We start from the raw sequence: 25,888 nt of genomic DNA on the forward strand, positions 1-25,888 counted from the left end.
TAGATTTCGGAAAGCGCAAATTCGGTTAACCGAAGCCAAGCTTCCTTAATTAGTGTTAACGGATTCCGATTTTTTGGACGCGCGTGTTTTACATTTGCCGAATGGCACGAAAAATTCAGTTGGCGGTTGCGCTGATGTCCGTTTGCGTCTGCGGCATATTGTCATTGCAGCTCGCTTTCGCCTACAGCAGTTTCCAGGCAGAGCGAAACTTGCTCGAAAAGCAGGTTAATGAGGCATTTGCGTCGGCTTTTGAAGCGGTCAGGAACGATCGGGACGAAGCGATTCTCGACGATCTGCGCCAATTGGTGTCAGACCCGACCTTTATCGAAATCACCTCCCGCGTCAATCCGGTCTACGGCACTACCGTTTTTACGATGAAAGAATTGCAGCCGCCGTTCAAAGGCCAAACGCAACTCAGCCTGAGCATCGAAACCTTTCCCGAAAAAGTCGAGCCGATCACGCCAAAAGCGCGCCAGGCCTTTATCGACCATATCGTGAAAAATGCGCGAAACGACCTCAAGAACGGTTATGTGTTCTATTATACCCAAAAATTGGGCGACAGCTTGTCCAAAGCAAAATATGAAGTGCCAATCGATACCGCCATGATCGGCGAACGCTTTCGAAACGGGCTAGGTAAGGCCGGTTTGCCGACGCGATTCCGGTTTGCCGCGGTCGCCCCTAATGACGGCTTTAAGACGAAACCAATCGATTTGTCGCTCAAGACGAATGCAGCGCCCAAGTTGCTCTACGCCGTTTTCCCAGATCCTGATGCAGTGGTTTTCGAAAGGATCAAGTGGATTCTCGCCGGGAGTTTCGTGCTGATGTCGGTCGCGGTCGTCTGTTTTGGCTACACGCTTAAAGTGATGCTTTCCCAGCAAAAGCTCTCCGCTGTCAAAGACGATTTTATCCACAATATGACCCACGAATTGCACACACCTCTGGCGTCGCTTACCGTCACGGCCGAATCACTGCGAAAGTTCCAGCATGACGCGACCGCACGCGAAACGTATCTCGACATCATCCTGTTGCAGGCCCAGCGTTTGGGCGCGCTGACTGCCGAGATTCTCGAAACGGCGCGCGCGGGAAAGGTCGGGAATCGTGAAAAGCAAACGATTGTCGTCTCGGATCTGTTGAAAAAAGCAATGGCGGCTTTCCCTTGCGATGCTGTCGCCGTTGAGGACAACGTCGGTGACCTCGAGATTTCGGGTGATGCGAATTCGCTTTTTCGGATGCTGACCAATCTGATCGACAACGGGCTGAAATACAATCCTGGTCCCGGCGCGCCATTGCTCGTAAAAGCCGATGTATCCGGGAAAAAACTATTGTTGGAAGTGTCAGACAACGGCCCCGGAATTCCTGAAGCTGAGAAAACCCAAATTTTCGACGCGTTCTATCGAATCGGGACCGGAAATCGACACGATGTGAAAGGATATGGCCTCGGTTTGTATTTTGTAAAAGAGGTCGTTCGAAAGCACAACGGAAAAATATCCGTACACGATAACGAAAACAAGGGAACGACATTTAGGATCGCGATCGCGCTATGATAAAAAAAGTTGCCGTTTTATTTGTAGAAGACGAGCCTTTCCTGGGTAAAGTCATCAGTGAAAGCCTCGAGAAGCAAGGTTTTGCCGTAACGTGGCTTCAGGACGGAAACAGTGCGCTGCAAAACTTTGCCCCGTCAAAATTCGACATTTGCATTCTCGACGTGATGCTTCCCCAACTCGACGGATTTGCCTTGGCGTCCAGAATCAGGTTGAACGATGCTGCCGTCCCGATCTTATTCCTCACGGCGCGGGGCGGAATCGAGGATCTCAAAAATGGCTACGCGAGTGGCGGCAACGATTACCTGCGCAAGCCGTTCAGCCTCGATGAGTTGTTTTTGAGAGTGTCCGAATTGTTGAAACGACGGGATTTGGGAATGCTTCCCGGAGAATTCAAAGTCGGGAATTTGTTGTTCGACCACAGGAAGTTGCGGCTTGTCGCACCAAGCGGAAACATCGTCAAACTGTCGCATCGGGAGTGCGAATTGCTGTTGTTGCTGCTTCAAAACCGGGACGGGATGCTCGATCGAAAGTCAGCATTGCTGCAACTTTGGGGAGACGACAACTTTTTTACCGCAAGAAGCATGGACGTCTACATTACCAAACTCAGGAAGAAACTCGCTGCCGATGCATCAGTCGAAATCGTAAACCTTCGGGGATTCGGATATAAGCTTATCGGATGATCGCATGCTGCTTCGAATGAGCGGAGAACGCGCCTGAATGAGCAACGGGCTGTTTTTTCTGAACGACTTTTCCTTATTTTGTAAAAACCTCTTTATGATGCGATCTCTACTTTTGCTGCTCACGCTGATCCCATTCCTGACTTTTTCGCAAACACCTCAATGGACGTGGGCCAAAACCCATATTCTCGACAGCAATTCCGGGAAAACCTACGTTGCGGCCGATGAATCCGGAAATGCCTATGTCGCAGGAACTTTCGGCAAACCACGATGACGATCGGCAACGTGACGCTTCACAACCATGAGACGAATTTTGGCCTTTGGGATATTTATGTGGCGAAATATGACGCAGAAGGCAATTTGATTTGGGCGCGCAACTACGGGAGCGAAAACAATGATTCCTTGATTTCGATCACGACCGACGATTCGGGCAACTTATATCTCCTGGGCACCTATCAAGTCTCCATCTCACTTGGCGATACGACGCTGACGACATCGTCTCCGAGCGCGTTCGTATCCAAACTCGATGCGAACGGAGACGTGATCTGGGCCAAGTCCAATATCGGGCAAAGCCATGGTTGGAATGCGGGTGGAATTGCCGTGGATTCGGATGAAAATGTTTATTTTTCCGGCGTTTACAATTCGGAAACGTTGCGTTTTGGGAATATAGAGCTATCGTACGCCAATTTTGTTTCAGGTGGTATGAATGCGGCAGTTCCGTTTTTGGTCAAGATGGATCCGGCTGGAGAGACGGTTTGGGCCAAAACTGCTGGCAGGGCGAGCGCAAACACCGGCTCGACGTTTGCCAACGGAGTCGCCGTGGATTCGGCAGGGAATGTTTATGCAACCGGATCGTTCAGCGTTCCTGTTTTGTCTTTCGGCCAAGTGACGATGACCAAAGCGGTTCCCTCGATGTGGAATTACAATATGTACCTCGTCAAGTATGACAGCAACGGAAACGTCGTTTGGGGAAAACACGCCGGTACCAATTTCGAAAATACGACCATGGGTTACGACGTAGCGATCGACGCCCAACAAAACGTGATCGCTACCGGAACCTTTGCCAATACCATCGCCTGGGACGGAGTTTCGCTTAGCGCCAGCAGCGGATCGACACCTTACATCCTCAAATGCGATACGAACGGCGTGATTCTTTGGGCGCGGTCTGTTTTCGGGACGATAGAGGCCAACCATATGCGCAATGTAAAGACCGACGCCGGTTCCAACATCTATTTGAGTGGCAATACGGGATCGACGACGGAGATGTTCGGCAACGGCGTTACCTTGACGACGCCCCAAGGCGGCTCGGCCTACATCGTCAAGTTCGATCCTGACGGAACGGCTGTCTGGGTACAAAAAGTGGGAAAAATCGAGAACTACAACACGAGTGCGTTCGCGATGGTCAGCGAAAATGAATTTTATCTCGCCGGAACCTTTACGGAAAATCAACTGAACTTCGGTTCGATACCGTTGCTCAAGGATAGTGGTACGAACTACAATCTTTTTCTCGGTCGGATGCTGTACGTTCCGTTGTCGGTAGACGAGCAGGCGTTTGCGGGTTGCAAGGTCTATCCGAACCCGACGCGCGACAATGTAACCGTTGACGGGCTTCGCGCTGTGACGGCGTTTAAAGTCATCGACGCTTCGGGCCGTGTCATCAGCGACGGAACTATCGATCCGAAGGCAAATTCAATCGTGCTTTACGGATGGCCCAACGGCATGTACTATCTGAAGTTGGAGGATTCGTTCGGAAAGCTTTCAATCTTCAAGATCGCGAAATTCTGACGGTCTCGTCTGGAAGCCGTCCGCGTTCAAGCCCGTACAAAAGCCAAATCTTTTACAAATATTTGTAAATCAACGGTTTGTGGGTAGTTCGTGCATTTGTTGCGCGTTATTCTTTCCGATTTTGTCGCAATAGCTTTACCTTTGCCGGCTACAGCAACGCCTTATGAACAAATACAGCAAACGCCGAGAAGCACTTCTTTACCACGCTAAGCCGCAACCGGGCAAAATCAAAGTTGTACCGACCAAAAAATACGCCACGCAACGCGATCTTTCGCTGGCTTATTCGCCAGGCGTCGCCGAGCCTTGCCTCGAAATCGCCAAGGATGTCAAGAACGTCTACAAATACACGGCGAAAGGGAATCTCGTGGCAGTCATCACAAACGGGACTGCGGTCCTGGGCTTGGGCGACATTGGCCCGGAAGCCTCAAAACCGGTCATGGAAGGTAAAGGTTTGCTGTTCAAGATTTTTGCGGACATTGACGTTTTCGACATCGAAATCAATGAGAAAAACGTGGATGCTTTCGTGGAGACGGTCAAGCGTATTTCCCCGACGTTTGGCGGAATCAACCTCGAGGACATCAAAGCGCCTGAATCTTTTGAAATCGAAAGACGTCTCAAGGAAGAACTTGACATTCCGGTCATGCACGACGACCAGCACGGCACTGCGATCATTTCGTCTGCGGCATTGCTGAACGCTCTTGAACTTGCCGACAAACGCATTGAAGACGTAAAAATCGTCGTTTCGGGTGCGGGTTCGGCGGCTTTGGCCTGTGCGAATCTGTATCTGTTGCTTGGCGTCAAAGTCGAAAATATTGTCATGTTCGATGTGAACGGCGTACTCACTACAAGTCGCGACGACATGTCCGACCTCCAAAAAATCTACGCCAAGGACATACAAAATATCAGTTTGGCCGAGGCTTTAAAAGGTGCGGATGTTTTTCTCGGCCTTTCCGCGGGGAATATCCTTTCGGCGGAAATGCTGCTGGAAATGGCGCCAAATCCGATCGTTTTCGCAATGGCGAACCCAGAGCCGGAAATTGAATACGACCTGGCAATCAGGACGCGGGAAGATATCATTATGGCGACCGGCCGTTCGGATCATCCTAACCAAGTGAACAATGTGCTTGGCTTTCCGTACATTTTCCGAGGGGCGCTTGACGTCCGGGCCACTGTGATCAACGAGGAAATGAAAATGGCCGCGGTTCAATCACTTGCGGCATTGGCCAAAGAATCGGTTCCGGAGCAGGTAAACATAGCTTATGGAGAAACCAAACTGAACTTCGGGCGCGATTATATCATCCCAAAACCGTTCGATCCTCGATTGATCACGCATGTCGCTCCGGCAGTCGCAAAAGCCGCTATGGATTCGGGCGTGGCGACGCATCCAATTTACGATTGGGAGAAATACGAAGAAGAATTGCTCGACCGTTTGGGATCGGACAACAAAATGGTGCGCCTGCTCACCAACCGCGCCAAGACAGATCCTAAACGCGTAGTTTTCGCCGAAGCCGACCAGCTCGACGTGCTCAAGGCGGCCCAAATCGTGCACGAAGAGGGAATCGGTTTCCCGATATTGCTCGGAAACATGGAAACCATCATCGAGCTTAAGGAAGAAATCGGTTTTGATGCCGACGTTCCTATTTTCGACCCGAAAACAAAAGAAGAGGACAAACGCCGCCTGCGTTATGCCGAGATATTCTGGAAAGCCCGCCAGCGCAAAGGCGTCAACCATCTCGATGCCCAAAAATGGATGCGCGAACGCAATTATTTCGCCGCCATGATGGTCAACGAAGGCGAGGCGGATGCTTTGGTGACGGGTTATTCAAGAAGTTATCCGGCGACGGTCAAGCCGATTTTGCAACTGATCGACCGCGCTCCGGGCATCTCGATCGTCGCAACGACGAACATGATGATGACCAGTCGCGGGCCTATGTTTTTGTCCGACACGGCAATCAATCCTGACCCGACGGCGGAGGAACTGGCGAAAATCGCGTTGATGACGGCCAAAACCGTGCGCTTGTTCGGGATGGAACCGGTGATTGCGATGATTTCGTTTTCGAATTTCGGGTCCTCATCCGATCCGGCGGCCAAAAAAGTGAGCGAGGCCGTAAAGTATCTGCACCAATATTATCCGGAACTTATCGTGGACGGGGAGGTGCAAGCCGATTTTGCGCTCAACCAGGAAATGCTTCAAAAGAAATTCCCGTTTTCAAAACTTGCCGGTCAAAAAGTCAATACGCTGATTTTCCCTGATCTCGCCTCGGCGAACATTACCTATAAGCTGCTCAAGGAGCTTGTGAAATCGGATTCCGTCGGGCCGATCATGCTAGGACTCGACAAACCCGTACACATTTTCCAGCTGGGCGCAAGTGTAGAGGAAATGGTCAATATGGCCGCGGTGGCGGTAGTCGATGCCCAGGAGAAACAAAAGCGCCTCAAGAACCTAATCGTTAAAAATTAGTGGATATCCCGCGGCGTCAGGGCGTTCAAAGTTTTTTCATATATTTGGCAATTACTTAACGTTTCATGATTGCGCACATCCAGGGCAGATTGGTCGAAAAAACGCCTACCGAAGTGGTCATAGACTGCAACGGAGTCGGTTACCAAATTAACATTTCACTACACACGTATTCGCTGCTTCCGGCATCCGAAAACATCAGGCTGTATACCTATTTACAGATCAAGGAAGACGGCCATACGTTGTTTGGGTTCATGGAAAAATCCGAGCGCGAAATCTTCAAGCTATTACTCTCGGTTTCCGGCATTGGCGCGGGAATAGCGCGTACGATGTTATCTTCTCTCGAACCGAAACAAATCATTCATGCGTTGGCCAGCGGAGACGTCGGTACGATACAATCCATCAAGGGAATCGGTGGCAAGACCGCACAGCGCGCGATATTGGACCTCAGGGACAAAGTGTTAAAAGTTTATGATTTGGATGAAGTTTCAGTTTCGGCAAACAATACAAATCGGGATGAGGCGTTATCTGCATTGGAAGTTCTTGGCTTTAACAAAAAATTAGCTGAAAAAGCCGTTGATAAAGTCGCAAAGGAAAACCCAGGAGCTTCGGTGGAGGCCATCATCAAATCAGCGCTAAAAAACTTATAGAAGTTTGAAAACAGATTACAATCTAACCAAGATATCGTTTGCCCAAATCTTATTTTTCTGCCTGTCGCTGGCCGGTTTTTCCGCTCAGGCGCAGATTGATGAGGAAGATGACACACCAAAAGACACCGTCGGTTACAACCAAGGAAGCATGCAATTGCCCAACCCGACGAGTATAGTGGACGCCTACACTTATGATCCTGTCACCAATCGCTATGTTTACACGAGCAAGGTTGACGATTTCAACATCAATTATCCGATCATTTTAACGCCGGAGGAATACCAGGAATTGGTGCAGCGCGAGGCCGTCCGCAAGTATTTCAACGAAAAATCGGACGCTATCGACGGGAAAAACGAAGAAGGGAAAAAGGACCTTTTGCCGCGTTATTACGTGAATTCCGGCTTTTTCGAAACGATATTCGGAAGTAATACGATAGACGTAAAACCGACGGGTTCCGTAGAAATGGATCTCGGCGTTCGCTATACCAAAACCGACAATCCGTCGCTTTCGCCCCGAAACCGCGCCAGCACTACATTCGACTTTGACCAGCGCATCAGCATGAGTTTGATGGGAAAGGTCGGGACGCGTCTCAACGTAACGGCTAATTACGACACGGAATCGACGTTTGCATTCCAGAATCTCATAAAACTCGAGTACACGCCAACCGAGGACGACATCATCCAAAAAATCGAAGTCGGTAACGTGAGTATGCCGCTCAACAGCACGTTGATTCGCGGTGCGCAAAGTCTTTTTGGCGTTAAGACGCAATTGCAGTTTGGAAAGACGACGTTCACGGGCGTGTTTTCCGAGCAGAAATCCCAGACAAGGACAGTTTCGGCCCAAGGCGGAGGCACGATCCAGGATTTTGAATTGTTCGCGCTCGATTACGACAACGACCGACACTATTTCCTTTCGCAATATTTCCGCGACCGCTATGACGAGTCATTGTCAAACTATCCGAACATCAACTCCCGCGTCCAGATCACGCGCATCGAGGTTTGGGTAACGAATAGGCAAAACCGTCTCAACAACGCCAATAACAACATGCGCAACATTGTCGCATTACAGGATTTGGGTGAATCCCGTTTGTCGGGTGAAGCCGATGCCGAAGTCGTGGCGATCAACCCTGTTCCGGGCGGTTTCTTCAACACTTTGCCCAATCCGACATTGCCAGGAAACCCGGTAACCGATACGGATTTGCCTCCCGATAACGAGAACAACGATTACAACCCGGCGTTGATCACGACCAGCGGTGGCTTGCTCAATCCGAACATACGCGAAATCGTGACGGCTTCGGTCGGTTTCAACAACCCTACTCCGGTTAGCGAAGGGCGCGATTATTCCAAATTGGAGAATGCCAGAAAATTGACCTCTACGGAATTTACGTTCCATCCGCAACTCGGTTATATCTCGCTTCAGCAAAAACTTACGAACGACGAAGTGCTCGCCGTGGCGTATCAGTATACGATGGGTAGCGAAGTGTACCAGGTAGGGGAATTCGGTACGGATGGCGTCGAAGGCACGACCGTCACGAACGATCCTGTAACGGGAGACGTTTCCTCGGTCTCGACCCAGAGTTTGGTGCTTAAAATGCTCCGAAGCAGCCTTACGAACGTCAACCTTCCGGTTTGGGATTTGATGATGAAGAACATTTACCAGATTCCGGGCGCGTTCCAGCTCGAGCAGGAAGATTTCCGATTCAACATCTTGTATACCGATCCGTCTCCGATCAATTACATCACGCCGGTTGCGGGCACGCCTTTCCCTACGAACCCGCCTGTGGCCGAGACGCCGCTTTTGAAAGTCTTTAACCTCGATCGCCTCAACTACAACAACGATCCTCAGGTTGGCGGTGACGGATTCTTCGATTACTATCCGGGATTGACGGTCGATCCTCAATATGGCCGCATCATTTTTACGACAGTCGAGCCGTTCGGGGAATTGCTTTTCGAAAAACTTCGGACGCAAGCGACGCAGAACTACGAAGGAAATCAAACCTCGCTCGCCGATTATAACGACAACCAGCGCAAATACGTTTTCAAGCGACTCTATAAGGATACGCAGGCCCAGGCATTGCAGGAATCGGACAAGAACAAGTTCCAGCTCAAAGGGCGTTTCAAGTCTACGGGTGCGGACGGTATTCCGATCGGCGCTTACAACGTCCCACAAGGTTCGGTCGTGGTCACGGCCGGAGGTCGCGTGCTCGTCGAAGGCGTCGATTATTCCGTGAATTACCAGTTGGGGCGTGTGCAAATCCTCGATCCGTCACTTCAAAATACGCCGGTTGAAGTTTCCGTAGAGAACAATTCCGTGTTCGGACAACAAACACGACGTTTCTGGGGCTTCAACGTGGAGCATAAATTTTCGGATAAGATCCAGCTTAACGCGACGATGTTGCGCATGACCGAAAGGCCGTTTACGCAAAAGTCGAATTACGGACAGGAGTCGGTTAACAACACGATTTTTGGAGTCGGCGGCCAATATGCTTCCGAGCTGCCATTCCTGACGCGTTGGGTCAACAAATTGCCGAATATCGATACCGATGTCCCGTCGAATATCTCCGTTCGCGGTGAAGTCGCCTTCCTCAAGCCGGACACCCCAAAAGCCGACCGTTTCCAAGGTGAATCGACGATTTACGTAGACGATTTCGAAGGTTCCCAAACCACTATCGATCTCAGGGGCGCACTTTCGTGGTTCCTTTCCTCGACGCCTGCCCGAAATGCCGAAAGCGATTACGACTTTTTCCAGGCGGTGGCCAATACCAGTGTGGAATCCGGTTACCGAAGAGCGAAACTCTCGTGGTATTCGATCGATCCGATATTTTATGCCCAACGTCCGGGAGGCATCAGCGTGCAGGATGTGAGTTACAACTCCACGCGCCGTATTTACAGCGAAGAATTGTATCCGAACGTGGACATAGCCGTGGGCCAGAGCACTGTGGTGAACACGCTTGACATGACGTATTATCCGCAGGAGCGCGGTCCTTACAACTTCAATCCCGCCGCTGCGGCAGCAGGTATTCTTCCGGATCCAAGGGAGAATTTCGGAGGCATCATGCGCGCCCTCAACTCGACGAACTTCGAGCAAGGAAACGTAGAGTACATCCAATTTTGGATGCTCGATCCATATTTCGATCCGGGCAACCCTGCCGCCGCCGCCTCAAATACCAACAACGGCTCGCTTTACATCAACCTTGGTTCGATTTCGGAAGACATCCTCAAAGACGGGCGCAAGCAGTTCGAAAACGGTCTCGGGCCTGGCCAGGTCTTGGTTCCTACCGCTTACGGCAACGTGCCGGGATCCCAATCGCTTATCTACGCCTATAATGCCGACGGATCGAATCGTGGCGCTCAGGATATCGGTCTGGACGGTCTCAACGATGCCGAAGAAGCCGCGAAGTTTCCGGCGTTTGCAGGTTTTCCCGATCCTTCCGGCGACAATTACCAATATTACCTGAACACTCAGGGCACGCTTTTGGAGCGCTACCGAGATTACAACGGCACACAGGGGAACTCCCCGGTCGACGTATCCGATACGAACCGCGGCTCCACGACTTTGCCGGACATAGACGATATCAATCGCGACAACACGATGAACGAGATCAACGCGTACTACGAATATCGCATTCCGTTGCGCGCCGGCATGGAAATCGGGCAGGATCCTTTCCTTGTCGATATCCGCACTACGGACGCTACACAGCTGCCGGCGGGAGCCAACAGTACTTCTGCCCGTTGGTTGTTGTTCAAGATTCCGGTCGACCAATTCGAAAACAACATTGGCGGCTTGGCCGATTTCAAGACGATTCAGTTCATGCGTATGTTCCTTACGGACTTCAACGAGCAAGTCACACTACGTTTTGGTGCGCTTGATTTGGTAAGAGGCGAATGGAGAAGGTATACAAGTTCACTTGATTTCAACGATCCGAACGTCGAGGACGACGCCACCAATTTCGACGTACAGGCGCTCAACATCCAGGAAAATACGACGCGTTGCCCGGTGAATTACGTTTCGCCTCCGGGAGTGGCGCGCGAACAATTGTATCAGAATCAAACCGTGATCAACCAGAACGAGCAGTCGCTTGCCTTGCGCGTCGACGGACAAGGCGGACTCGAGCCGGGATTGACCCAGGGTGATGCACGTGCGGTTTTCAAGAACGTCAGCGTCGACATGCGTCAGTTCAAGAAACTTAAGATGTTCCTGCACGCGGAATCGCTTGCATCCGATACGGAATCCGAGAAATTGAGGGACAACGAAATGGTTGCGTTCATCCGATTCGGTAACGACTTTACGCAAAACTATTACGAGATCCAAATTCCGTTGAAGGTAACGCCTTACGTCTATACGCCAGGAGGCGGAACGTGCAACCCGATCGCAGAAGACATCGTATGGCCGGAAGCCAACGAAATGGATCTTTCGCTCGAATTGCTGACAAAACTCAAGGTAATGGTGCTCAACGGGATCGCGCCTGCGCCTGACGAAAACGGCGTGATCTACATTAACGAAGGCGACCTGAACGCTTCATTGGCCGGACGCGAGAACGAACTCCGCATCGGTATAAAGGGTAACCCGAACTTTGGTTTGGTGCGCACGCTCATGATCGGTATCAAGAACAATACGAATAACCCGCTGATCCCTGCTGCAGAGGCGCCGAACACAAACCGGGCGCTGCGGGGCGAAGTATGGTTCAACGAATTGCGTATGGCCGATATGGACAACCAGGGCGGCTGGGCCGGTGTGATCAACGTCGATTCCAACATCGCCGATTTCGCTACGATTTCCGCCGTCGGACGCATGAGTACGATTGGTTTCGGATCGCTCGAGCAAGGTCCTAACGAACGCAGCCGTGAAGACCAGACGCAATATAATGTCGTGACGAACGTGAACGTGGGCAAATTGCTTCCGAAGAAATGGGGCGTCAACCTTCCGTTCAACTATGCGGTAGGCGAGGAGATCATCACGCCACAGTACGATCCGTTTTACCAGGATATCAAACTGGACCAGTTGCTCGACAATACGCCCGATGCAGCCGAACGCGAAAACGTCGAGGGTCGCGCCGTCGATTATACGAAGCGTACGAGCATCAACTTTATCGGCGTCCGAAAGGAAAGAGCGCCTGAGAAAAAAGCGAGGATTTACGATCCAGAAAACCTGACGCTTTCCTATTCATATAACGAGGTCAACCGCCACAACTACGAAATCGAGAGTTTCATCGACCAGCAAGTGAGCACCACTGCCGATTACGCTTATAGTTTTCAGCCAAAACCAGTAGAGCCGTTCAAAAAGAACAAGTTCTTCAAAAAGTCGGATTACTGGAAAATGCTCAGCGACTTCAATTTCAATTATTTGCCGGCGAACCTGACGTTCAACACGAATATCATCCGACAGTACAACAAGCAGCAATTCCGCCAGGTGGACGTTGCCGGTATTCCGATCGACGCGCTTTACCAACGCAATTACTTGTTCAATTACCAGTACGGCTTCAACTTCCCGCTTACTAAGTCGCTGAAGATCAACTACAATGCGACTTCGAGCAATATCGTCCGGAATTACATGGACCAGGAAGGGAACGTCGACAATACGATCACGGTTTGGGATGATTTCTTTAGTGTCGGTTTGCCGAATCAACACTCCCAACAGCTCGTCGTGAACTACGATTTGCCGATCAATAAGATTCCGGCCCTTGCTTTCATTAAGTCGACATATTCCTATACGGGCGATTACAGCTGGCAGCGTGCCTCATTGGCGATGCAGGAAGTGGAAGGTTACGCGCTCGGAAATACGATACAGAACGCGGCTTCCCACAAACTTAACACGGCGCTCAACATGGATTTGTTCTACAAATTCATCGGATTGGGCAAAAAGACACCAAAAGCGCCTGCACGTCCGTCGGGACCACCGAAACCAGGCGAAAAAATCACGAATGCGGCGGTTCCGGCCCAGGAAGGCCGCGGGCTTTTCCTCGATGGTTTGATAGGCGTTGCGACGAGCGTCAAGAACATCCAGGTCAATTACGTAGACAATCGAGGCACGGTATTGCCGGGTTATCTTCCCGGACTGGGCTTTTTCGGAACGTCCAAACCGACACTTGGCTTTACGTTCGGGGCGCAGGAAGACGTGCGTTACGAAGCGGCGAGACGCGGTTGGCTGACGTTATTCCCGGAATTCAACCAGAATTATACGGAAGTGACCAATAAAACGCTCGATTTTACGGCGAACGTCGATTTGTTCCCAGACCTCAAGATCGATCTGGTAGCCAACAGGACGTATGCCGACAATTATTCCGAGCAATATGATGTGTCCGAAGCCGGCGGTCAATATGAGTACAACTCGCGTTCGCCTTACAATTTCGGTAACTTCTCGATTTCGACGGTGATGCTCAAGACGTCGTTCAAGAAAAGCGACGAGAATTTTTCATCGGCTTTCCAGGATTTCCGGGACAACCGCATCATCATCGCGAACCGTTTGGCGACCTCGTTCTATGGGACGACAAGTTTTCCGGTCGGAGCCGACGGTTATCCGGTAGGATTCGGAAAGAACAGCCAAGCCGTTTTGCTTCCGTCTTTCCTGGCGGCCTATACCGGCTTCGGAATTACGAAAAGCGGATACGGGGAATCGGCAAAAGACATTTCGCTCGGAGCCTTCCGCGACATCCCGATCCCGAACTGGACGATCAAATACAACGGATTGATGCGCTACAAATATTTCAAGGACAGGTTCAAGCGCTTCTCGTTGCAGTCCGCTTACCGCGCGTCGTATACGATCAACTCGTTCCGATCGAATTTTGAGTACGACCCGGTTGGCAATCCGACCGATTTGGCGGGCAATTTCCAGAACAAGACGATCATTTCGAACGTGAACCTCGTCGAGCAGTTCAATCCGCTGATGCGCGTTGATTTCGAAATGAAGAACGCCTTCAAGTTCCTGGCGGAAGTCAAAAAGGACCGGGCGCTTTCGATGAGTTTCGACAACAATCTCATGACGGAGGTTTTGGGCCAGGAATATGTGGTCGGCGTCGGATATCGATTCAAGGACGTGATTTTCTCGACGCGACTGGCCGACAATCCGCAAGGCGTCATCAAAAGCGATATCAACATCAAGGTCGACGGTTCGTACCGAAACAACAAAACGATCGTCAGGAACCTTGACTACGACAACAACCAGTTAGGAGGCGGCCAGAACATTTGGTCGGCGAAACTGACTGCCGATTACTCGTTCAGTAAAAACCTGACGCTGATTTTCTACTACGATCATCAATTCTCCAAAGCGGTGATTTCGACTTCGTATCCGATGACGAACATTCGCGGAGGATTCACGTTGCGATATAATTTCGGTAATTAACAAGACGAATCATTTTAAATCCCGCGCCTAAATTTTACATTTGCGGTAACAAACCAAAAAAATACAACACCATGAATATCCCAGCCGATTTGAAATACACCAAAGAGCACGAGTGGATCCGTCTTGAAGGCGAAATCGCGACTGTCGGCATTACCGATTTTGCCCAGAAAGAATTGGGAGATATCGTTTACGTCGAAGTCGATACGCTTGACCAAACGCTCGACAAAGACGAAGTTTTCGGGACCGTTGAAGCGGTGAAGACCGTTTCGGATTTGTTTCTCCCGTTGGCGGGAGAAATCGTGGAATTCAACGAGGAACTCGAGAGCAATCCCGAGGCCGTCAATGGCGACCCTTACGGACAAGGCTGGATGATCAAGATAAGGGTATCTGACGTAGCCGATTTCGATTCGCTTTTGTCTGCCGAAGATTACAAAAATCTCGTGGGTGCTTAAAAAATTCTGGCTTGCCTGCGCTTGTGGATGGACGGTTTTCATCGCCTTGATGTGCCTGGTAAGTTTTAATGATTTGCCCAAAGTGAGCGTCGGCAACGTCGACAAATACGTTCACGGCAGTTTCCACTTCCTGTTTACCCTGTTGTGGTATCTCTATTTGCGCACTGAAGGCTCGATGGCCGGCACTGCGCAAATATTGTTTAAAGTCGTGGCGGCGTCGGCAGTGTTCGGCATCGCGATCGAATTTGCCCAAGGTGCGCTCACGGCAACCCGTCAGGCGGATGTCAACGATGCGTTGGCGAACATAGCGGGTGCTTTATTGGCGGCCGTTTGTGTCATGATTTACAAAAAAATGGCAGCCCAAACGGGCAGGCGATAGGAACCCAAAGGTTTTTTATACATTTACCGCATGGACGTCAGGCAATACCTCGATTCAACTTATCTCAAAACGGCCGAACAGGCAGGCATTTCCGATGCCAGGAACACCGCTATCGTTTCGCAAACGGTCCAGGAAGCAATCGACCTGAAGTTCAAGCTCGCGATGATCCGGCCGGAATACGTTGCCATGGCCAGAAAGATGGTTGAAATGGCCAATTCGACCTTATTGATTGGAACGGTGATCGATTTTCCTTTCGGAAGCGCTCCTCTCGAAGCCAAACTCTCGGAAGCCCGCAAAGCGATTGCAGACGGGGCCGACGATCTCGACTTCGTCATCAACTACGAAGCTTTCAAAAAAGGCGATGTGGCCTCGGTAAAACACGAAGTGGCCGAAGCGACCGCGTTGGGACTCAAATCGCACAAAACCGTAAAATGGATCATCGAGGTCGCGGCGTTGAATGATTTGCAGATTGCCCAACTATCGGCGTTGATAAAGAACGTTGTCTTTTCGAATTTCAAGGAAGAACACTATCAGAGCGTGTTCGTCAAATCGTCTACAGGATTCTACGAAACGCCCGAGGGAATTCCAAACGGAGCCACAAAAGAAGTGGTCGTCATCATGCTTGAGAACGCTTGCCCACTTCCGGTAAAGGCTGCCGGTGGCGTCCGGACATTTGAAGAAGCCGAACAAATGATACAATTAGGTGTGAAACGCATCGGGACTTCGGCTGCCAAAGCCATAGCCGAAGGCGGAGCCTCAGATACGGACTATTGATATGCGATACATGATACGAATTTTGACGTTGCTATTGTTGCTGATTGGCGCCAAGGTATTTTCCCAATCTGACGTTTTCCCTGTGATGGCGGGTTGCGAAGGCAAAAGCGAACCGGAACTCGAAGCTTGTTTTTACAACAAGGTCCAGGAATTCGTCTACGCAAATTTTAAGGTTCCTGCCGATTTGCCATCTGATTATTCCGGCAATGTGTTCGTGTTGTTCGAAGTTAGCCCCGAAGGGCAATTCAAGGTGATTTTCGTCGATGCCGACAAAGGGCAACTCAACGAGGAAGCCAGACGTGTTTTCGCCTCAATGCCAAAGATTTCGCCCGCAACCCACAACGGGAACCCGACCTATGCCAAATATACGATCGACATTGCGATTCCACTGTTGAAGCCGGGTGAGGTGGCCGTTCGGCCGACGTTAAACGCGCAAGTCAAGATCAATTCCGATAAGGAAAAGATCAAGCAGGATCGCAATAAGGAACTTACCGAGTTCGACAGTGTCGCTAAAGGTTACACGAAGACATTTGACAATCCTCAGTTCAGGAGCCATCTCAACATTCCGTTGTCGCACAGCTATTATTCCCAGTTTGACGCCGAACTCAACCAGGTCGGCTCGAACAATCACACGGCTTCCAAGCCTTACGCTTACGCGGATGTGAACCGTTATCACGATTTACAACAGGCTTACGACAAAATCAAAAAGAATAAATCCGGTTGGTGGGGACGCAAATTGTGGAACGAGAATACGGTTCAGATCCAGGGTCAGGATTATTGGTTTACACTGAATCCGATATTCGATTTGCAACTTGGGAAAAGCAGCGGCGATAACGTGGATTATACATATATCAACACCCGCGGTTTGCGTCTCGAAGGCGGTCTGGGCAAAACCATCAATTTCACGACTACGATTTACGAAAGCCAGGGCCGTTTCGCGGATTATTTCAACCAATATGCCGAATCTTTGCGTCCCGACGGTGGAAATCCTGCGATCATTCCGGGAATCGGGATCGCCAAGGCCTTCAAAACCGATTCATACGATTTCCCGATGGCCGAAGCCAATCTTGCCTTTACGCCATCCAAATTCCTGAACCTCAATTTGGGTTACGGCCGCAACTTCATTGGAGACGGTTACCGATCGCTGTTACTCGGCGATGGGGCGAGCCCGTATCCGTATTTCAAAATGAATACAACGTTCTGGAAGATAAAGTACACGAACGTGTATACCTGGCTCAAAGATGTGCGCCCCGATGTAGTTGAAGACGGCACCTACGCTACGAAATTCGCCGCAAGCCACTATTTGAGCATCAACTTGACCAAGCGATGGAATCTCGGGCTTTTCGAATCGGTGATCTGGTCGAAACAGAACAACAGAGGTTTCGACATGAGTTTCGTAAACCCGATCATCTTTTACCGATCGGTGGAGTTCGCCTCGTCTTCAAGAAGCGGAAATGCAATGCTCGCCGCGACAACCAAGTATAAGTTCAACAACCAGTTTACGTTTTACGCCCAATATCTGCTCGACGAATTCTCGCTTGAGGACATGAAAGAAGGCAAGCAAAGCTGGAAAAACAAATTCGGTTATCAACTAGGGTTGAAATATTTCAATGCGTTGAACATCGACAACCTGATCTTGCAGGTCGAGTACAACCATGTTCGTCCCTATGTTTACGCGCATAGTGAAGCCATTACGAATTACGGCCATAACAACCAGAGTTTGGGCCACCAATGGGGCGGGAATTTTCAGGAGTTCCTCGCGATCGGGCGTTATAGCAAAGGGCGTTTGTATGCCGATGCCAAAGTTACGGTTGGCGTTCGCGGGCTTGATTTTAACGCTTCGGAAAATATCGGGAATTACGGAAGCAACATCTACCTTAGCTATGACGAAAACCGTCCGCTAGAGGAAGGTGTAAAGATAGGCCAAGGAAACAAAACCAACGTCTTTATTGCTGACATCCAGGCTGGATATCTCGTCAATCCGTCGACAAATTTGCGGTTGTTCGCCAATTTCATCTACCGCAATTTCGATCCTATGGCCAACACCGCCAATTTCTCAAAAGATTCGACGACGTGGTTTACGGTAGGGTTGAGGAGCGATGTCTTTAACTGGTATTTCGATTATTGATAATCAGCCAGGCGTTTTTTGACGGATGGCTTTTCCCCGGCCCCACCCGTGGTAAATATATCACTTCTTCTTACTCGGTAGCTACAGGAAATCTGTAGAAATTGTTAAACCTGTCTCTTCGCTGCGAGCGGGGCATTCAACGCCGTTTCAGTAACGACGGCCTTTCCCCGGCCCCACCCGTGGTAAATTTATCACTTCTTCGCACTACGCAGCTACAGGAAATCTGTAGAAATTGTTAAACCTGTTTCTTGGCTGCGAGCGGGGCATTTAACGCCGTTTCAGTAACGACGGCCTTTCCCCGGCCCACCCGTGGTAAATTTATCACTTCTTCGCACTACGCAGCTACAGGAAATCTGTAGAAATTGTTAAACCATCCAGTTGCAACATCTTAAAAGCAATTTCCATTTTCGACAAAACCCTAGCCCCGATGGAAGCGGAAAGCCTTTGCCAAAAACACAATTAATTTTGCCCGTTTTGCGCAGCGACCGAAGAAGCTCGCGCAAAACGGTGCAAAATTTTGTGTTTTGGCGAAGCTTGGAGCGAACAGCGGGAAAATGCTCCTAAAATATGTCCAAATTTATAATCGCTTTTTTGTCCATTCGTTTTGCGTGGCGTACCTTTGCCGCGATTCTGCAAACGAAACCGCATTGGACGCTCATTCGACTACTTTTTCGCTAAAATCTGTTTTTGTCGACTTTAAGGCTATCACGAAAGCCGGTTTGGCGATCAGCGTGCTTTTTTCTTCAATCGCTGGCTATCTTTTGGGTTTTAGCGATACGCATCCGTTCAGTTGGGGCGTTTTGGCGATGCTGATGATAGGCGGATATTGCATGGTCGGGGCGTCGAACGCGTTCAACCAGGTGATCGAGAAAGACCTCGACGCTTTGATGGATCGCACCAAGAATCGCCCGGTTCCGTCGGGCAGGATGTCGGTGGGAGTGGCTTTGACGATCGCTTTTACGCTTACCGCCATCGGATTAGTTTTGCTGTACATGATCAATGCGAAAACCGCTATGTTCGGCGCGATTTCGATATTTCTTTACACTTGTGTCTACACGCCGTTGAAGCCGGTCACGCCTTTGTCGGTTTTTGTCGGGGCTTTTCCCGGTGCGATTCCGTTCATGTTGGGATGGGTCGCTGCTACGGGAGAATTCGGGATAGAGGCCGGAACGTTGTTTTTGATACAGTTTTTCTGGCAGTTTCCTCACTTTTGGTCGATTGGATGGTTTTTGTTCGAAGATTATGAAAAAGGCGGATTTTACATGCTTCCCAACGGAAAACGCGACCAATCTACCGCAACCCAGACGATATTGTACACGATATGGCTTATCGTGGCGTCGCTCCTGCCGGCGTTGGGATACACAGGGCAATTTTACATTACGCCTGTATCGGCCGGAATAGTTTTGTTATTGGGACTGTGGATGCTGTTTTACGCCGCGAAGCTCTACCGGTTGCGCACGGCAAAATCGGCGAAAGCCTTGATGCTTGCGAGCGTTTCCTATATTTCCCTGTTGCAGATCGTTTACATTGCAGATAAATTCTTGAGATGATGACAAAAGAAATCATGTCGGCCGAGGAGCATAAAGCCCGCACCGACCGTTCGTATAAATTGATCCTTTGGTTCGCCATGATCAGCATGACGATGATGTTCGCCGGACTGACGAGCGCGTTCGTGGTAAGCAAAAGCCGAAAAGACTGGCTTCAGGATTTTGAAATGCCGAGTGCGTTTCTGGCTTCTACCGTGGTTATCCTGATGTGCAGCCTGATGATGTGGTTCGCCAAAAAGTCAATTAAACAAGATAAACATGGGGCTACAATGGGATTTTTAGTGGCGACTTTGCTGTTGGGAATTGCGTTCGTTTGGCTGCAGTTCGAAGGATTCGGGCAAGTGGTTTCCCAAGGCTATTTCTTTACAGGAAGCGCGAGCAACGTGACCACGACGTTTCTCTATGTCGTAGCCATGACGCACATGGCGCACCTCGCCGGAGGCATTATTTCGCTTTTGGTCATTATTTATAAGCATTTTAAACAAAAATACAACGCTTCTCAAACCCTTGGAATTGAACTAGGTGCGACATATTGGCATTTTCTCGATTTCCTGTGGATTTATTTGTTTTTATTTTTGACTTTCTTCAAATAAAAAAATGCTTAAATTTGGGAACTTTTTAACGGATAAAATTTAATATGGGAGCAACTGCTACTACTGAAACTAAGGTCTGGGGCGGCGGAAATGAGCCGATGGGCGCCAGTTACGGAAAGCTCATGATGTGGTTTTTCATCGTGTCCGATGCCTTGACGTTTTCGGGATTCCTTGCCGCTTACGGTTTTTCACGATTCAAATTCATCGAGACCTGGCCATTGCCGGATGAAGTGTTTACGCACTTTCCGTTCATGCACGGTGTCACGGCTCCGATGTATTACGTGGCGTTGATGACCTTTATCCTCATCTTTTCGTCTGTAACCATGGTATTGGCTGTGGATGCGGGACATCAGATGAAGCAAAGAAAAGTAGCGTTTTACATGCTCCTGACGATTATCGGAGGTTTGATCTTCGTCGGATCCCAGGCATGGGAGTGGAAAAACTTCATCAAAGGCGAATACGGGGCGATCGAAACCAAAGGCGGTAGCTTGCTTCAGTTCGTGAACGACAAAGGAGAGCGCGTCAAGCTCGACGATTTCGTTGTTCAGCTTCCTGAGGAAAGAGAAGTGCTCAAGCGCAGCAACGCGACTTGGTTCCAGAGCGAGGCCCAAACACCGGCGACGTATTCCGTTGCGGAAGTCCAGGCAGCGTTCAAGGCACATCCGGAACTTCGCGTACGCACCGAGAGAATCTATCAGGACACCGAGGCCGATCGCAAAGATGCCCGTCTCGAACAAGGCCTGAACAAGAAAAAACACAAAGAAGTCCTCAACCGCGAGGCTTCGCAAAAAATGATCGACAATTCGCATATCGTCGTTGAGGGAGCCAACCTTTACAGAAACGAGTACGGTAGCAAGTTATTCGCTGATTTCTTCTTCTTCATTACGGGATTCCACGGTTTCCACGTATTCTCGGGAGTCATCATCAACATCATTATTTTCTTCAACGTCCTTTTGGGAACTTACGAAAGAAGACGTTCGTATGAGATGGTAGAGAAAGTCGGTTTGTACTGGCACTTTGTGGATTTGGTTTGGGTATTCGTATTCACCTTCTTCTACCTTGTTTGATCTTGAAGTTGAAAGGTTTAAAGTTTAAGGTTTAAAGTTAAAAAAAGCATCATGGCACACGACGCACACGATAATTCAGCAAACATAAAAAGGATCTGGTCTGTATTCGCTTACATGTCCGTCATCACGATCGTCGAGGTGGCTTTGGGTATCATTAAGCCGGACGTTCTCCACTCGAATACCATTTTGGGAATGAACATCCTCAACTGGATCTTCATTATCCTTACGATCGTCAAAGCGTACTACATCGTTTGGGCGTTCATGCACATGGAACACGAAAAAGCCAGCCTTCGTTGGGCGGTTGTCTCTTCGGTGGCATTCCTTGTTTTGTACCTGGTTTTCATTCTTCTTGTAGAAGGCGATTATATTTATGGCGTTTTCGCGAATTCTACGATCAAGTGGAATTTTTAACAGAAGGCTAAAATATTAATTCATGGAAAAGGGCGGTTTTTAGACCGCCTTTTTTTATTTTTGTACCCGCTAATACATGCGATATACGATGAAAAAAACGATTGTCCTACTACTGCTTTTCGTCGTTCCCATTGTCGCTTATCTCTTCTTCGCATCGGGTGTTCACAGTTTCACGAGTTTGCCTGTAATTACGCCTCAGGTTCCCGAATTCGGGGCATGGGAGTCGCTTGATAAAAAGGAAGTAAAACTCGAGGGCAGGATTACAGTTTTAGGCTTCGGCGGATTCGACATCGTAAAAAACCGCGGCAATATTTTCAATCTCAACCAGAAGGTTTTCGAGCGTTATCACGGGTTTGAAGATCTGCAATTCGTTTACGTGTGTCCGATGGGAACCGAAAAAGAAGTCCAGGCGATCTATGACAAATGTGCCGAAATTACCGACATGTCGACCTGGAAGTTCGTTTTTGCCAAACCGGAGGATATCATGGCATTTCACTCGGGATTGAAAGTAAAGTCCGGACTCAACAAAGACTTTGGCACGTCTGACGTTTACCTGATCGACAAAAAACGCCAACTGCGCGGACGCAACGACGGGGAAGAATTCATCGACGGTTACGACACCTTCCATCCGTCTGAAATCAGCAATAAATTCCTCGACGATTTCAAGGTGTTGCTTTACGAATACAAATCGGCGTTCAAGCGCAACAACAACGCCACGAAAAGACAAATCTGATGAAAAACAAAACGTATATCTGGGTCGCGCTCGTGGTCCTGGTCTTTGGGATCATCTTTATTCCAAATATCGTCGAAAGGGTAAAAAGAGGCGACGTTGTCCGCGGGCGCGATCTCGACAAAGTGAGCAACAACGTGACCGGAGAAGGGGAGTTGTATACGTTGGCCAAAGCGCCGCAATTCGAGCTGACCAACCAAGATGGAAAAAAAATCAGCAATAAAGATTACGACGGCAAAGTGTACGTGCTCGAATTCTTTTTTTCCACCTGCCCAACGATTTGCCCGAAGATGAACCAGAACATGCTCGAGCTCCAGAAGAAATTTTACGGTAACCCGAACTTCGGGCTCGCTTCGATAACGATCAATCCGGAACACGACACGCCGAAGGTCTTAAAGGAGCATGCCGATGCTTTGGGCGTCACGTCGTCGAATTGGCACATGCTTACGGGCGACCGTAATTATATTTTCGATATCGCCAACAAAGGTTATAACTTGTATGCGGGTAAAAATGCGAACGCTGACGGTGGTTTTGAACACTCGGGAATGTTCGCGTTGATTGACAAGAAAGGCAATATCCGGTGCAGGATGGACGCTTACGGAAACCCGACAGCCTATTACGACGGCATCGAAAAAGAAGGCGTTGAAGCCATTATGCAGGACATCCAGATCTTACTAAAAGAAAAATGATCGAAGAAAATTCAGTTTCGCTGGAAAAGCGTATGAGCAAACTCATTATTGCCGTCTCAATCGTGATACCGGTTGTCGTCGCGGCACTTTTTTTTGTAAAACTCAGGGATTTCGGGTTTGACGTAAAGCCGCTCACCTTTCTTCCGCCGATTTATGCCACGATAAACGGATTGACCGCCGTGGTGCTCGTCGTCGCGGTAATGGCCGTCAGGCGCGGGAATCGCAAGCTGCACGAACGGCTGATGAAATTCGCGATCGGATTGTCGTTGTCGTTCCTGGTGATGTACGTCGCCTACCACATGACCTCCGAAAGCACGCGTTTTGGCGACGTCGATCACGACGGACAGCTCAGTGTTGAAGAAATCGCGTCCGTCGGGAAAATGCGGCTCGTGTACTTTTTTATCCTCGTAACGCATATTTTGCTGTCGATCGCGATCATTCCGATGGTGCTTTTTACGTATGTGAGAGCGCTTTCCGAAAGGTTTGACAAGCATCGCAAACTGGGTAGGATCACGTACCCGATCTGGTTGTACGTCGCCGTTACGGGAGTTGTAGTATATTTAATGATTTCGCCTTATTATGCGTAAGTCCACCTTTATCGCCTCGGTTTTCGTCTTCGCCTTATTGCTGATGCCGGCTTTGGCAGAAGCCCAATGTGCGATGTGCCGCGCCGTGCTACAGAATTCCGATGAATCCGAACAGGCAGAAGCGGTCAACAATGGCATCATATATCTAATGGCCATCCCGTACGTGCTCGTTGGCGTGCTCGGTTTTTTCGTTTACCGACTGTACCGCAAACGCACGGCTTAAAACGTCCAGCAGTAGTATTTTCCTGAAAATTTTCGGATGGAAACCAATGCGTAAATGCAGTGGGAGTTTTCCTTTTTGAGCGATGTCAGCGCATTCGAAAGGCAATGGGAGCCGACACTCGTTGTATACGGCTTGAGTTGGTAGCGGAATTTCCAATCGAAAATTTTGCTTTCCTGCGATGTTTCCTCGAAGTCCGATCTGACGATGCGGGATAGCCACGGCATCATTTCGTCTACGTTGTCGAATGCCACGGCAGTTGTTTCTTTCATTCGGAAGCGTTTGTCTTCCAATGGGTCACATGGTTCCATATCGACAAGATACGATGCGATTTCAATCAGGATTTCTTCTGTCGGATGCACGAAACTCAACCCTTGGTCGAACCGCAAGTCTTTCCACAAATGGAAGTCACGCGTTTTGAAATAGGTTTTTATCTTGTGCTGCAACTTCATTTAAGCCCGTCGATTTTTACGTCTAATTTTCCGTTTACCGTAACGAAGGCGATGATGGCCTGATTCGTTAGCTGTATCTTCCCAAAGTTGATGTCACCCACCGATCCGTTTACGAAAACGCCTGGCATAGGGGAATAATTACTCAGGTAAGGCATCATGTTTTTGCGGCCTTCCTCGAGATTCGGTTTGATAGAATAACGACAGCTTTCCTGCATTTTTTTGAGGATGTATCCGTTCATAAGCCAATTGGCGGTGCGCATCAATTTGCTTTTTGTGTCGAGAACGTAATCGAGTTGGTCAAAATAAATTTCCTGTGTTTTGGAATTGTATTGGGGAAAACCGGCGAGGTAAATCGTTCCGTTGAGGCTTCCGGTCATGTCGAGGGCGATGATCATCTTCCCGGACTTGTGCCAGATGTTGACCTTATTGACCTTGACCTTCTTGCTCCCGTCTCCGTATTCCTGGCCTGCGAAGTTTTGCGACATGATACGCGAGGCATCGGCATATGTCGAAACGGCGGCGATGTTGGCCGTGAAGTGATCGGGCATTTTGGAAACCGGTTTGAGCACGATCTTGTTGCGGTCGAACTTTGCTTCCGGCTTTTTCCCGACGAAGGTTTCCATTGTGCATTTGAGCCCCATTTCCAATTCGATGACATCTTTTTGGAGTTTGGCCTCGGTTGAGTAAATTTCGGTCGGAACCGTTCGCAACCAGCTTTCGTAGGCTTCACTCATCTGTATCGGTGCTGAGAGTTTTTCCAACGCATCTAAAACCTGCGGCTTGAAATCCATTGATTTTTCGATGGCGTCGTCGATTGCCTTTTCCATCTTGTATCCGTAGAGTTTTATCGCAGGATTTACGACGTAGGTAATCGGAACCTGTTTTCCCATGACCGTCGTGGTCGGGCTTTCGCTCCAGTCGATGCTTTTGAGTTCGGTCTTCGTGGCCAGTTTCCAGTTCGTGAGCCCGACATTGCTCAACAGCGTGACTCTTCCGTTCAGGTTGAATTCCCTTACGGATGTCAGGTCGACGCCCAACGATTTTGTCCCGATGCGGTATTTGACATTGACCTTCAGCGGAAGTACGGTTTTGATGCGACCGTTTTCATTCGAGAGTGCGATCGGGCCTTGTTTCCACACCTGCATCTGCAAATCATCATCTTCGATATTCTTGTCCTCGTAAATCAGACCTGTTAAATATTTATTGGTCTGATTTTCAATGTCTTTTAGTTTTATCTTTACGGGTAAATCGATAAATGAAGGCGCCGTTTCGTACATAAGCGGCGTCGCATTGTCCGGATCGGGTCGCAACGCGTCTATTTTTTGTGTTGACGAACAGCTGCTTAGCAAAAGCGCGCCGATGGAAGCCAGGACAATGTTTTTGGAAGTCATTTCGTATCTTTTTGACAA

Annotated in this window: 21 protein-coding genes; 19 read left to right on the plus strand and 2 right to left on the minus strand. The window is 49.4% G+C overall.

What is annotated here, in order from left to right; translation table 11 throughout:
• Window positions 1–101: 101 nt before the first annotated feature.
• The 19 genes from HC229_RS07620 (at window position 102) to HC229_RS07710 (ending at window position 24,030) form a co-directional block, all read left to right on the plus strand.
• Window positions 102–1,544, plus strand: a complete 1,443-nt coding sequence (locus HC229_RS07620; RefSeq protein WP_191019868.1) for a sensor histidine kinase — start codon at window positions 102–104, stop codon at window positions 1,542–1,544.
• Window positions 1,541–2,224 (plus strand): response regulator transcription factor, encoded by a 684-nt coding sequence (locus tag HC229_RS07625; protein ID WP_191019869.1) that lies wholly within the window; start codon window positions 1,541–1,543, stop codon window positions 2,222–2,224. The genes HC229_RS07620 and HC229_RS07625 overlap by 4 nt, the downstream gene beginning before the upstream one ends.
• Window positions 2,225–2,318: 94 nt before the next feature.
• Window positions 2,319–2,495 carry a hypothetical protein gene (locus HC229_RS07630; RefSeq protein ID WP_191019870.1) on the plus strand — a complete coding sequence of 59 codons (177 nt, stop codon included), beginning with the start codon at window positions 2,319–2,321 and terminating at the stop codon, window positions 2,493–2,495.
• Window positions 2,492–4,006: a T9SS type A sorting domain-containing protein gene (locus HC229_RS07635; protein ID WP_191019871.1), complete on the plus strand. Its 1,515-nt coding sequence runs from the start codon at window positions 2,492–2,494 to the stop codon at window positions 4,004–4,006. The genes HC229_RS07630 and HC229_RS07635 overlap by 4 nt, the downstream gene beginning before the upstream one ends.
• Window positions 4,007–4,169: 163 nt before the next feature.
• Window positions 4,170–6,467: an NADP-dependent malic enzyme gene (locus HC229_RS07640; protein ID WP_191019872.1), complete on the plus strand. Its 2,298-nt coding sequence runs from the start codon at window positions 4,170–4,172 to the stop codon at window positions 6,465–6,467.
• A gap of 65 nt (window positions 6,468–6,532) precedes the next feature.
• Window positions 6,533–7,114 carry a Holliday junction branch migration protein RuvA gene (gene ruvA, locus HC229_RS07645; RefSeq protein WP_191019873.1) on the plus strand — a complete coding sequence of 194 codons (582 nt, stop codon included), beginning with the start codon at window positions 6,533–6,535 and terminating at the stop codon, window positions 7,112–7,114.
• Between the two features lie 4 nt (window positions 7,115–7,118).
• The gene (gene sov, locus HC229_RS07650; RefSeq protein ID WP_223845552.1) at window positions 7,119–14,450 is read left to right on the plus strand and encodes a T9SS outer membrane translocon Sov/SprA; all 7,332 of its coding nucleotides are present in this window, start codon (window positions 7,119–7,121) and stop codon (window positions 14,448–14,450) included.
• Between the two features lie 71 nt (window positions 14,451–14,521).
• Window positions 14,522–14,902, plus strand: a complete 381-nt coding sequence (gcvH, locus tag HC229_RS07655; RefSeq protein ID WP_191019874.1) for a glycine cleavage system protein GcvH — start codon at window positions 14,522–14,524, stop codon at window positions 14,900–14,902.
• Window positions 14,895–15,281 carry a VanZ family protein gene (locus tag HC229_RS07660; RefSeq protein ID WP_191019875.1) on the plus strand — a complete coding sequence of 129 codons (387 nt, stop codon included), beginning with the start codon at window positions 14,895–14,897 and terminating at the stop codon, window positions 15,279–15,281. The genes gcvH and HC229_RS07660 overlap by 8 nt, the downstream gene beginning before the upstream one ends.
• Before the next feature lie 30 nt (window positions 15,282–15,311).
• Complete coding sequence (deoC, locus tag HC229_RS07665) at window positions 15,312–16,055, plus strand: deoxyribose-phosphate aldolase (RefSeq protein ID WP_191019876.1); 744 nt, start codon at window positions 15,312–15,314, stop codon at window positions 16,053–16,055.
• A 10-nt stretch (window positions 16,056–16,065) separates the two neighbouring features.
• A complete protein-coding gene (locus HC229_RS07670) occupies window positions 16,066–18,183 on the plus strand; it encodes a gliding motility protein RemB (RefSeq protein ID WP_191019877.1) in 2,118 nt (705 codons plus the stop codon).
• Between the two features lie 647 nt (window positions 18,184–18,830).
• Window positions 18,831–19,733, plus strand: coding sequence for a heme o synthase (cyoE, locus tag HC229_RS07675; RefSeq protein ID WP_191019916.1), 903 nt, complete (start codon window positions 18,831–18,833; stop codon window positions 19,731–19,733).
• Window positions 19,733–20,323: a cytochrome c oxidase subunit 3 gene (locus HC229_RS07680; protein ID WP_191019917.1), complete on the plus strand. Its 591-nt coding sequence runs from the start codon at window positions 19,733–19,735 to the stop codon at window positions 20,321–20,323. Before cyoE ends, HC229_RS07680 begins: the two co-directional genes overlap by 1 nt.
• 44 nt (window positions 20,324–20,367) lie before the next feature.
• A complete protein-coding gene (locus tag HC229_RS07685; RefSeq protein ID WP_191019878.1) occupies window positions 20,368–21,390 on the plus strand; it encodes a cytochrome c oxidase subunit 3 in 1,023 nt (340 codons plus the stop codon).
• A gap of 51 nt (window positions 21,391–21,441) precedes the next feature.
• Complete coding sequence (locus HC229_RS07690) at window positions 21,442–21,801, plus strand: cytochrome C oxidase subunit IV family protein (protein WP_191019879.1); 360 nt, start codon at window positions 21,442–21,444, stop codon at window positions 21,799–21,801.
• A gap of 88 nt (window positions 21,802–21,889) precedes the next feature.
• Window positions 21,890–22,534 carry a hypothetical protein gene (locus HC229_RS07695; RefSeq protein ID WP_191019880.1) on the plus strand — a complete coding sequence of 215 codons (645 nt, stop codon included), beginning with the start codon at window positions 21,890–21,892 and terminating at the stop codon, window positions 22,532–22,534.
• Window positions 22,531–23,220, plus strand: coding sequence for an SCO family protein (locus tag HC229_RS07700; RefSeq protein ID WP_223845557.1), 690 nt, complete (start codon window positions 22,531–22,533; stop codon window positions 23,218–23,220). Before HC229_RS07695 ends, HC229_RS07700 begins: the two co-directional genes overlap by 4 nt.
• Window positions 23,217–23,807, plus strand: coding sequence for a DUF420 domain-containing protein (locus HC229_RS07705; RefSeq protein ID WP_191019882.1), 591 nt, complete (start codon window positions 23,217–23,219; stop codon window positions 23,805–23,807). The genes HC229_RS07700 and HC229_RS07705 overlap by 4 nt, the downstream gene beginning before the upstream one ends.
• Window positions 23,800–24,030: a hypothetical protein gene (locus HC229_RS07710; protein WP_191019883.1), complete on the plus strand. Its 231-nt coding sequence runs from the start codon at window positions 23,800–23,802 to the stop codon at window positions 24,028–24,030. The genes HC229_RS07705 and HC229_RS07710 overlap by 8 nt, the downstream gene beginning before the upstream one ends.
• Here the strand turns inward: HC229_RS07710 and HC229_RS07715 are convergent.
• A complete protein-coding gene (locus HC229_RS07715; protein ID WP_191019884.1) occupies window positions 24,027–24,479 on the minus strand; it encodes a hypothetical protein in 453 nt (150 codons plus the stop codon). The two genes, HC229_RS07710 and HC229_RS07715, sit on opposite strands and share 4 nt — an antisense overlap.
• Window positions 24,476–25,870, minus strand: coding sequence for a DUF4403 family protein (locus HC229_RS07720; protein WP_191019885.1), 1,395 nt, complete (start codon window positions 25,868–25,870; stop codon window positions 24,476–24,478). Before HC229_RS07720 ends, HC229_RS07715 begins: the two co-directional genes overlap by 4 nt.
• Between the last annotated feature and the right edge of the window lie 18 nt (window positions 25,871–25,888).

The organism is Flavobacterium selenitireducens (genome assembly GCF_014748335.1).
Classification (GTDB): Bacteria; Bacteroidota; Bacteroidia; order Flavobacteriales; family Flavobacteriaceae; genus Flavobacterium; species Flavobacterium selenitireducens.

Excerpts from the sequence above, each read along its gene's own strand:
- HC229_RS07620 (WP_191019868.1), top strand. The coding sequence starts at position 102 with ATGGCACGAAAAATTCAGTTGGCGGTTGCGCTGATGTCCGTTTGCGTC.
- HC229_RS07625 (WP_191019869.1), top strand. The coding sequence starts at position 1,541 with ATGATAAAAAAAGTTGCCGTTTTATTTGTAGAAGACGAGCCTTTCCTG.
- HC229_RS07630 (WP_191019870.1), top strand. The coding sequence starts at position 2,319 with ATGATGCGATCTCTACTTTTGCTGCTCACGCTGATCCCATTCCTGACT.
- HC229_RS07635 (WP_191019871.1), top strand. The coding sequence starts at position 2,492 with ATGACGATCGGCAACGTGACGCTTCACAACCATGAGACGAATTTTGGC.
- HC229_RS07640 (WP_191019872.1), top strand. The coding sequence starts at position 4,170 with ATGAACAAATACAGCAAACGCCGAGAAGCACTTCTTTACCACGCTAAG.
- ruvA (WP_191019873.1), top strand. The coding sequence starts at position 6,533 with ATGATTGCGCACATCCAGGGCAGATTGGTCGAAAAAACGCCTACCGAA.
- gcvH (WP_191019874.1), top strand. The coding sequence starts at position 14,522 with ATGAATATCCCAGCCGATTTGAAATACACCAAAGAGCACGAGTGGATC.
- deoC (WP_191019876.1), top strand. The coding sequence starts at position 15,312 with ATGGACGTCAGGCAATACCTCGATTCAACTTATCTCAAAACGGCCGAA.
- HC229_RS07670 (WP_191019877.1), top strand. The coding sequence starts at position 16,066 with ATGATACGAATTTTGACGTTGCTATTGTTGCTGATTGGCGCCAAGGTA.
- HC229_RS07680 (WP_191019917.1), top strand. The coding sequence starts at position 19,733 with ATGACAAAAGAAATCATGTCGGCCGAGGAGCATAAAGCCCGCACCGAC.
- HC229_RS07685 (WP_191019878.1), top strand. The coding sequence starts at position 20,368 with ATGGGAGCAACTGCTACTACTGAAACTAAGGTCTGGGGCGGCGGAAAT.
- HC229_RS07690 (WP_191019879.1), top strand. The coding sequence starts at position 21,442 with ATGGCACACGACGCACACGATAATTCAGCAAACATAAAAAGGATCTGG.
- HC229_RS07695 (WP_191019880.1), top strand. The coding sequence starts at position 21,890 with ATGAAAAAAACGATTGTCCTACTACTGCTTTTCGTCGTTCCCATTGTC.
- HC229_RS07705 (WP_191019882.1), top strand. The coding sequence starts at position 23,217 with ATGATCGAAGAAAATTCAGTTTCGCTGGAAAAGCGTATGAGCAAACTC.
- HC229_RS07710 (WP_191019883.1), top strand. The coding sequence starts at position 23,800 with ATGCGTAAGTCCACCTTTATCGCCTCGGTTTTCGTCTTCGCCTTATTG.
- HC229_RS07715 (WP_191019884.1), bottom strand. The coding sequence starts at position 24,479 with ATGAAGTTGCAGCACAAGATAAAAACCTATTTCAAAACGCGTGACTTC.
- HC229_RS07720 (WP_191019885.1), bottom strand. The coding sequence starts at position 25,870 with ATGACTTCCAAAAACATTGTCCTGGCTTCCATCGGCGCGCTTTTGCTA.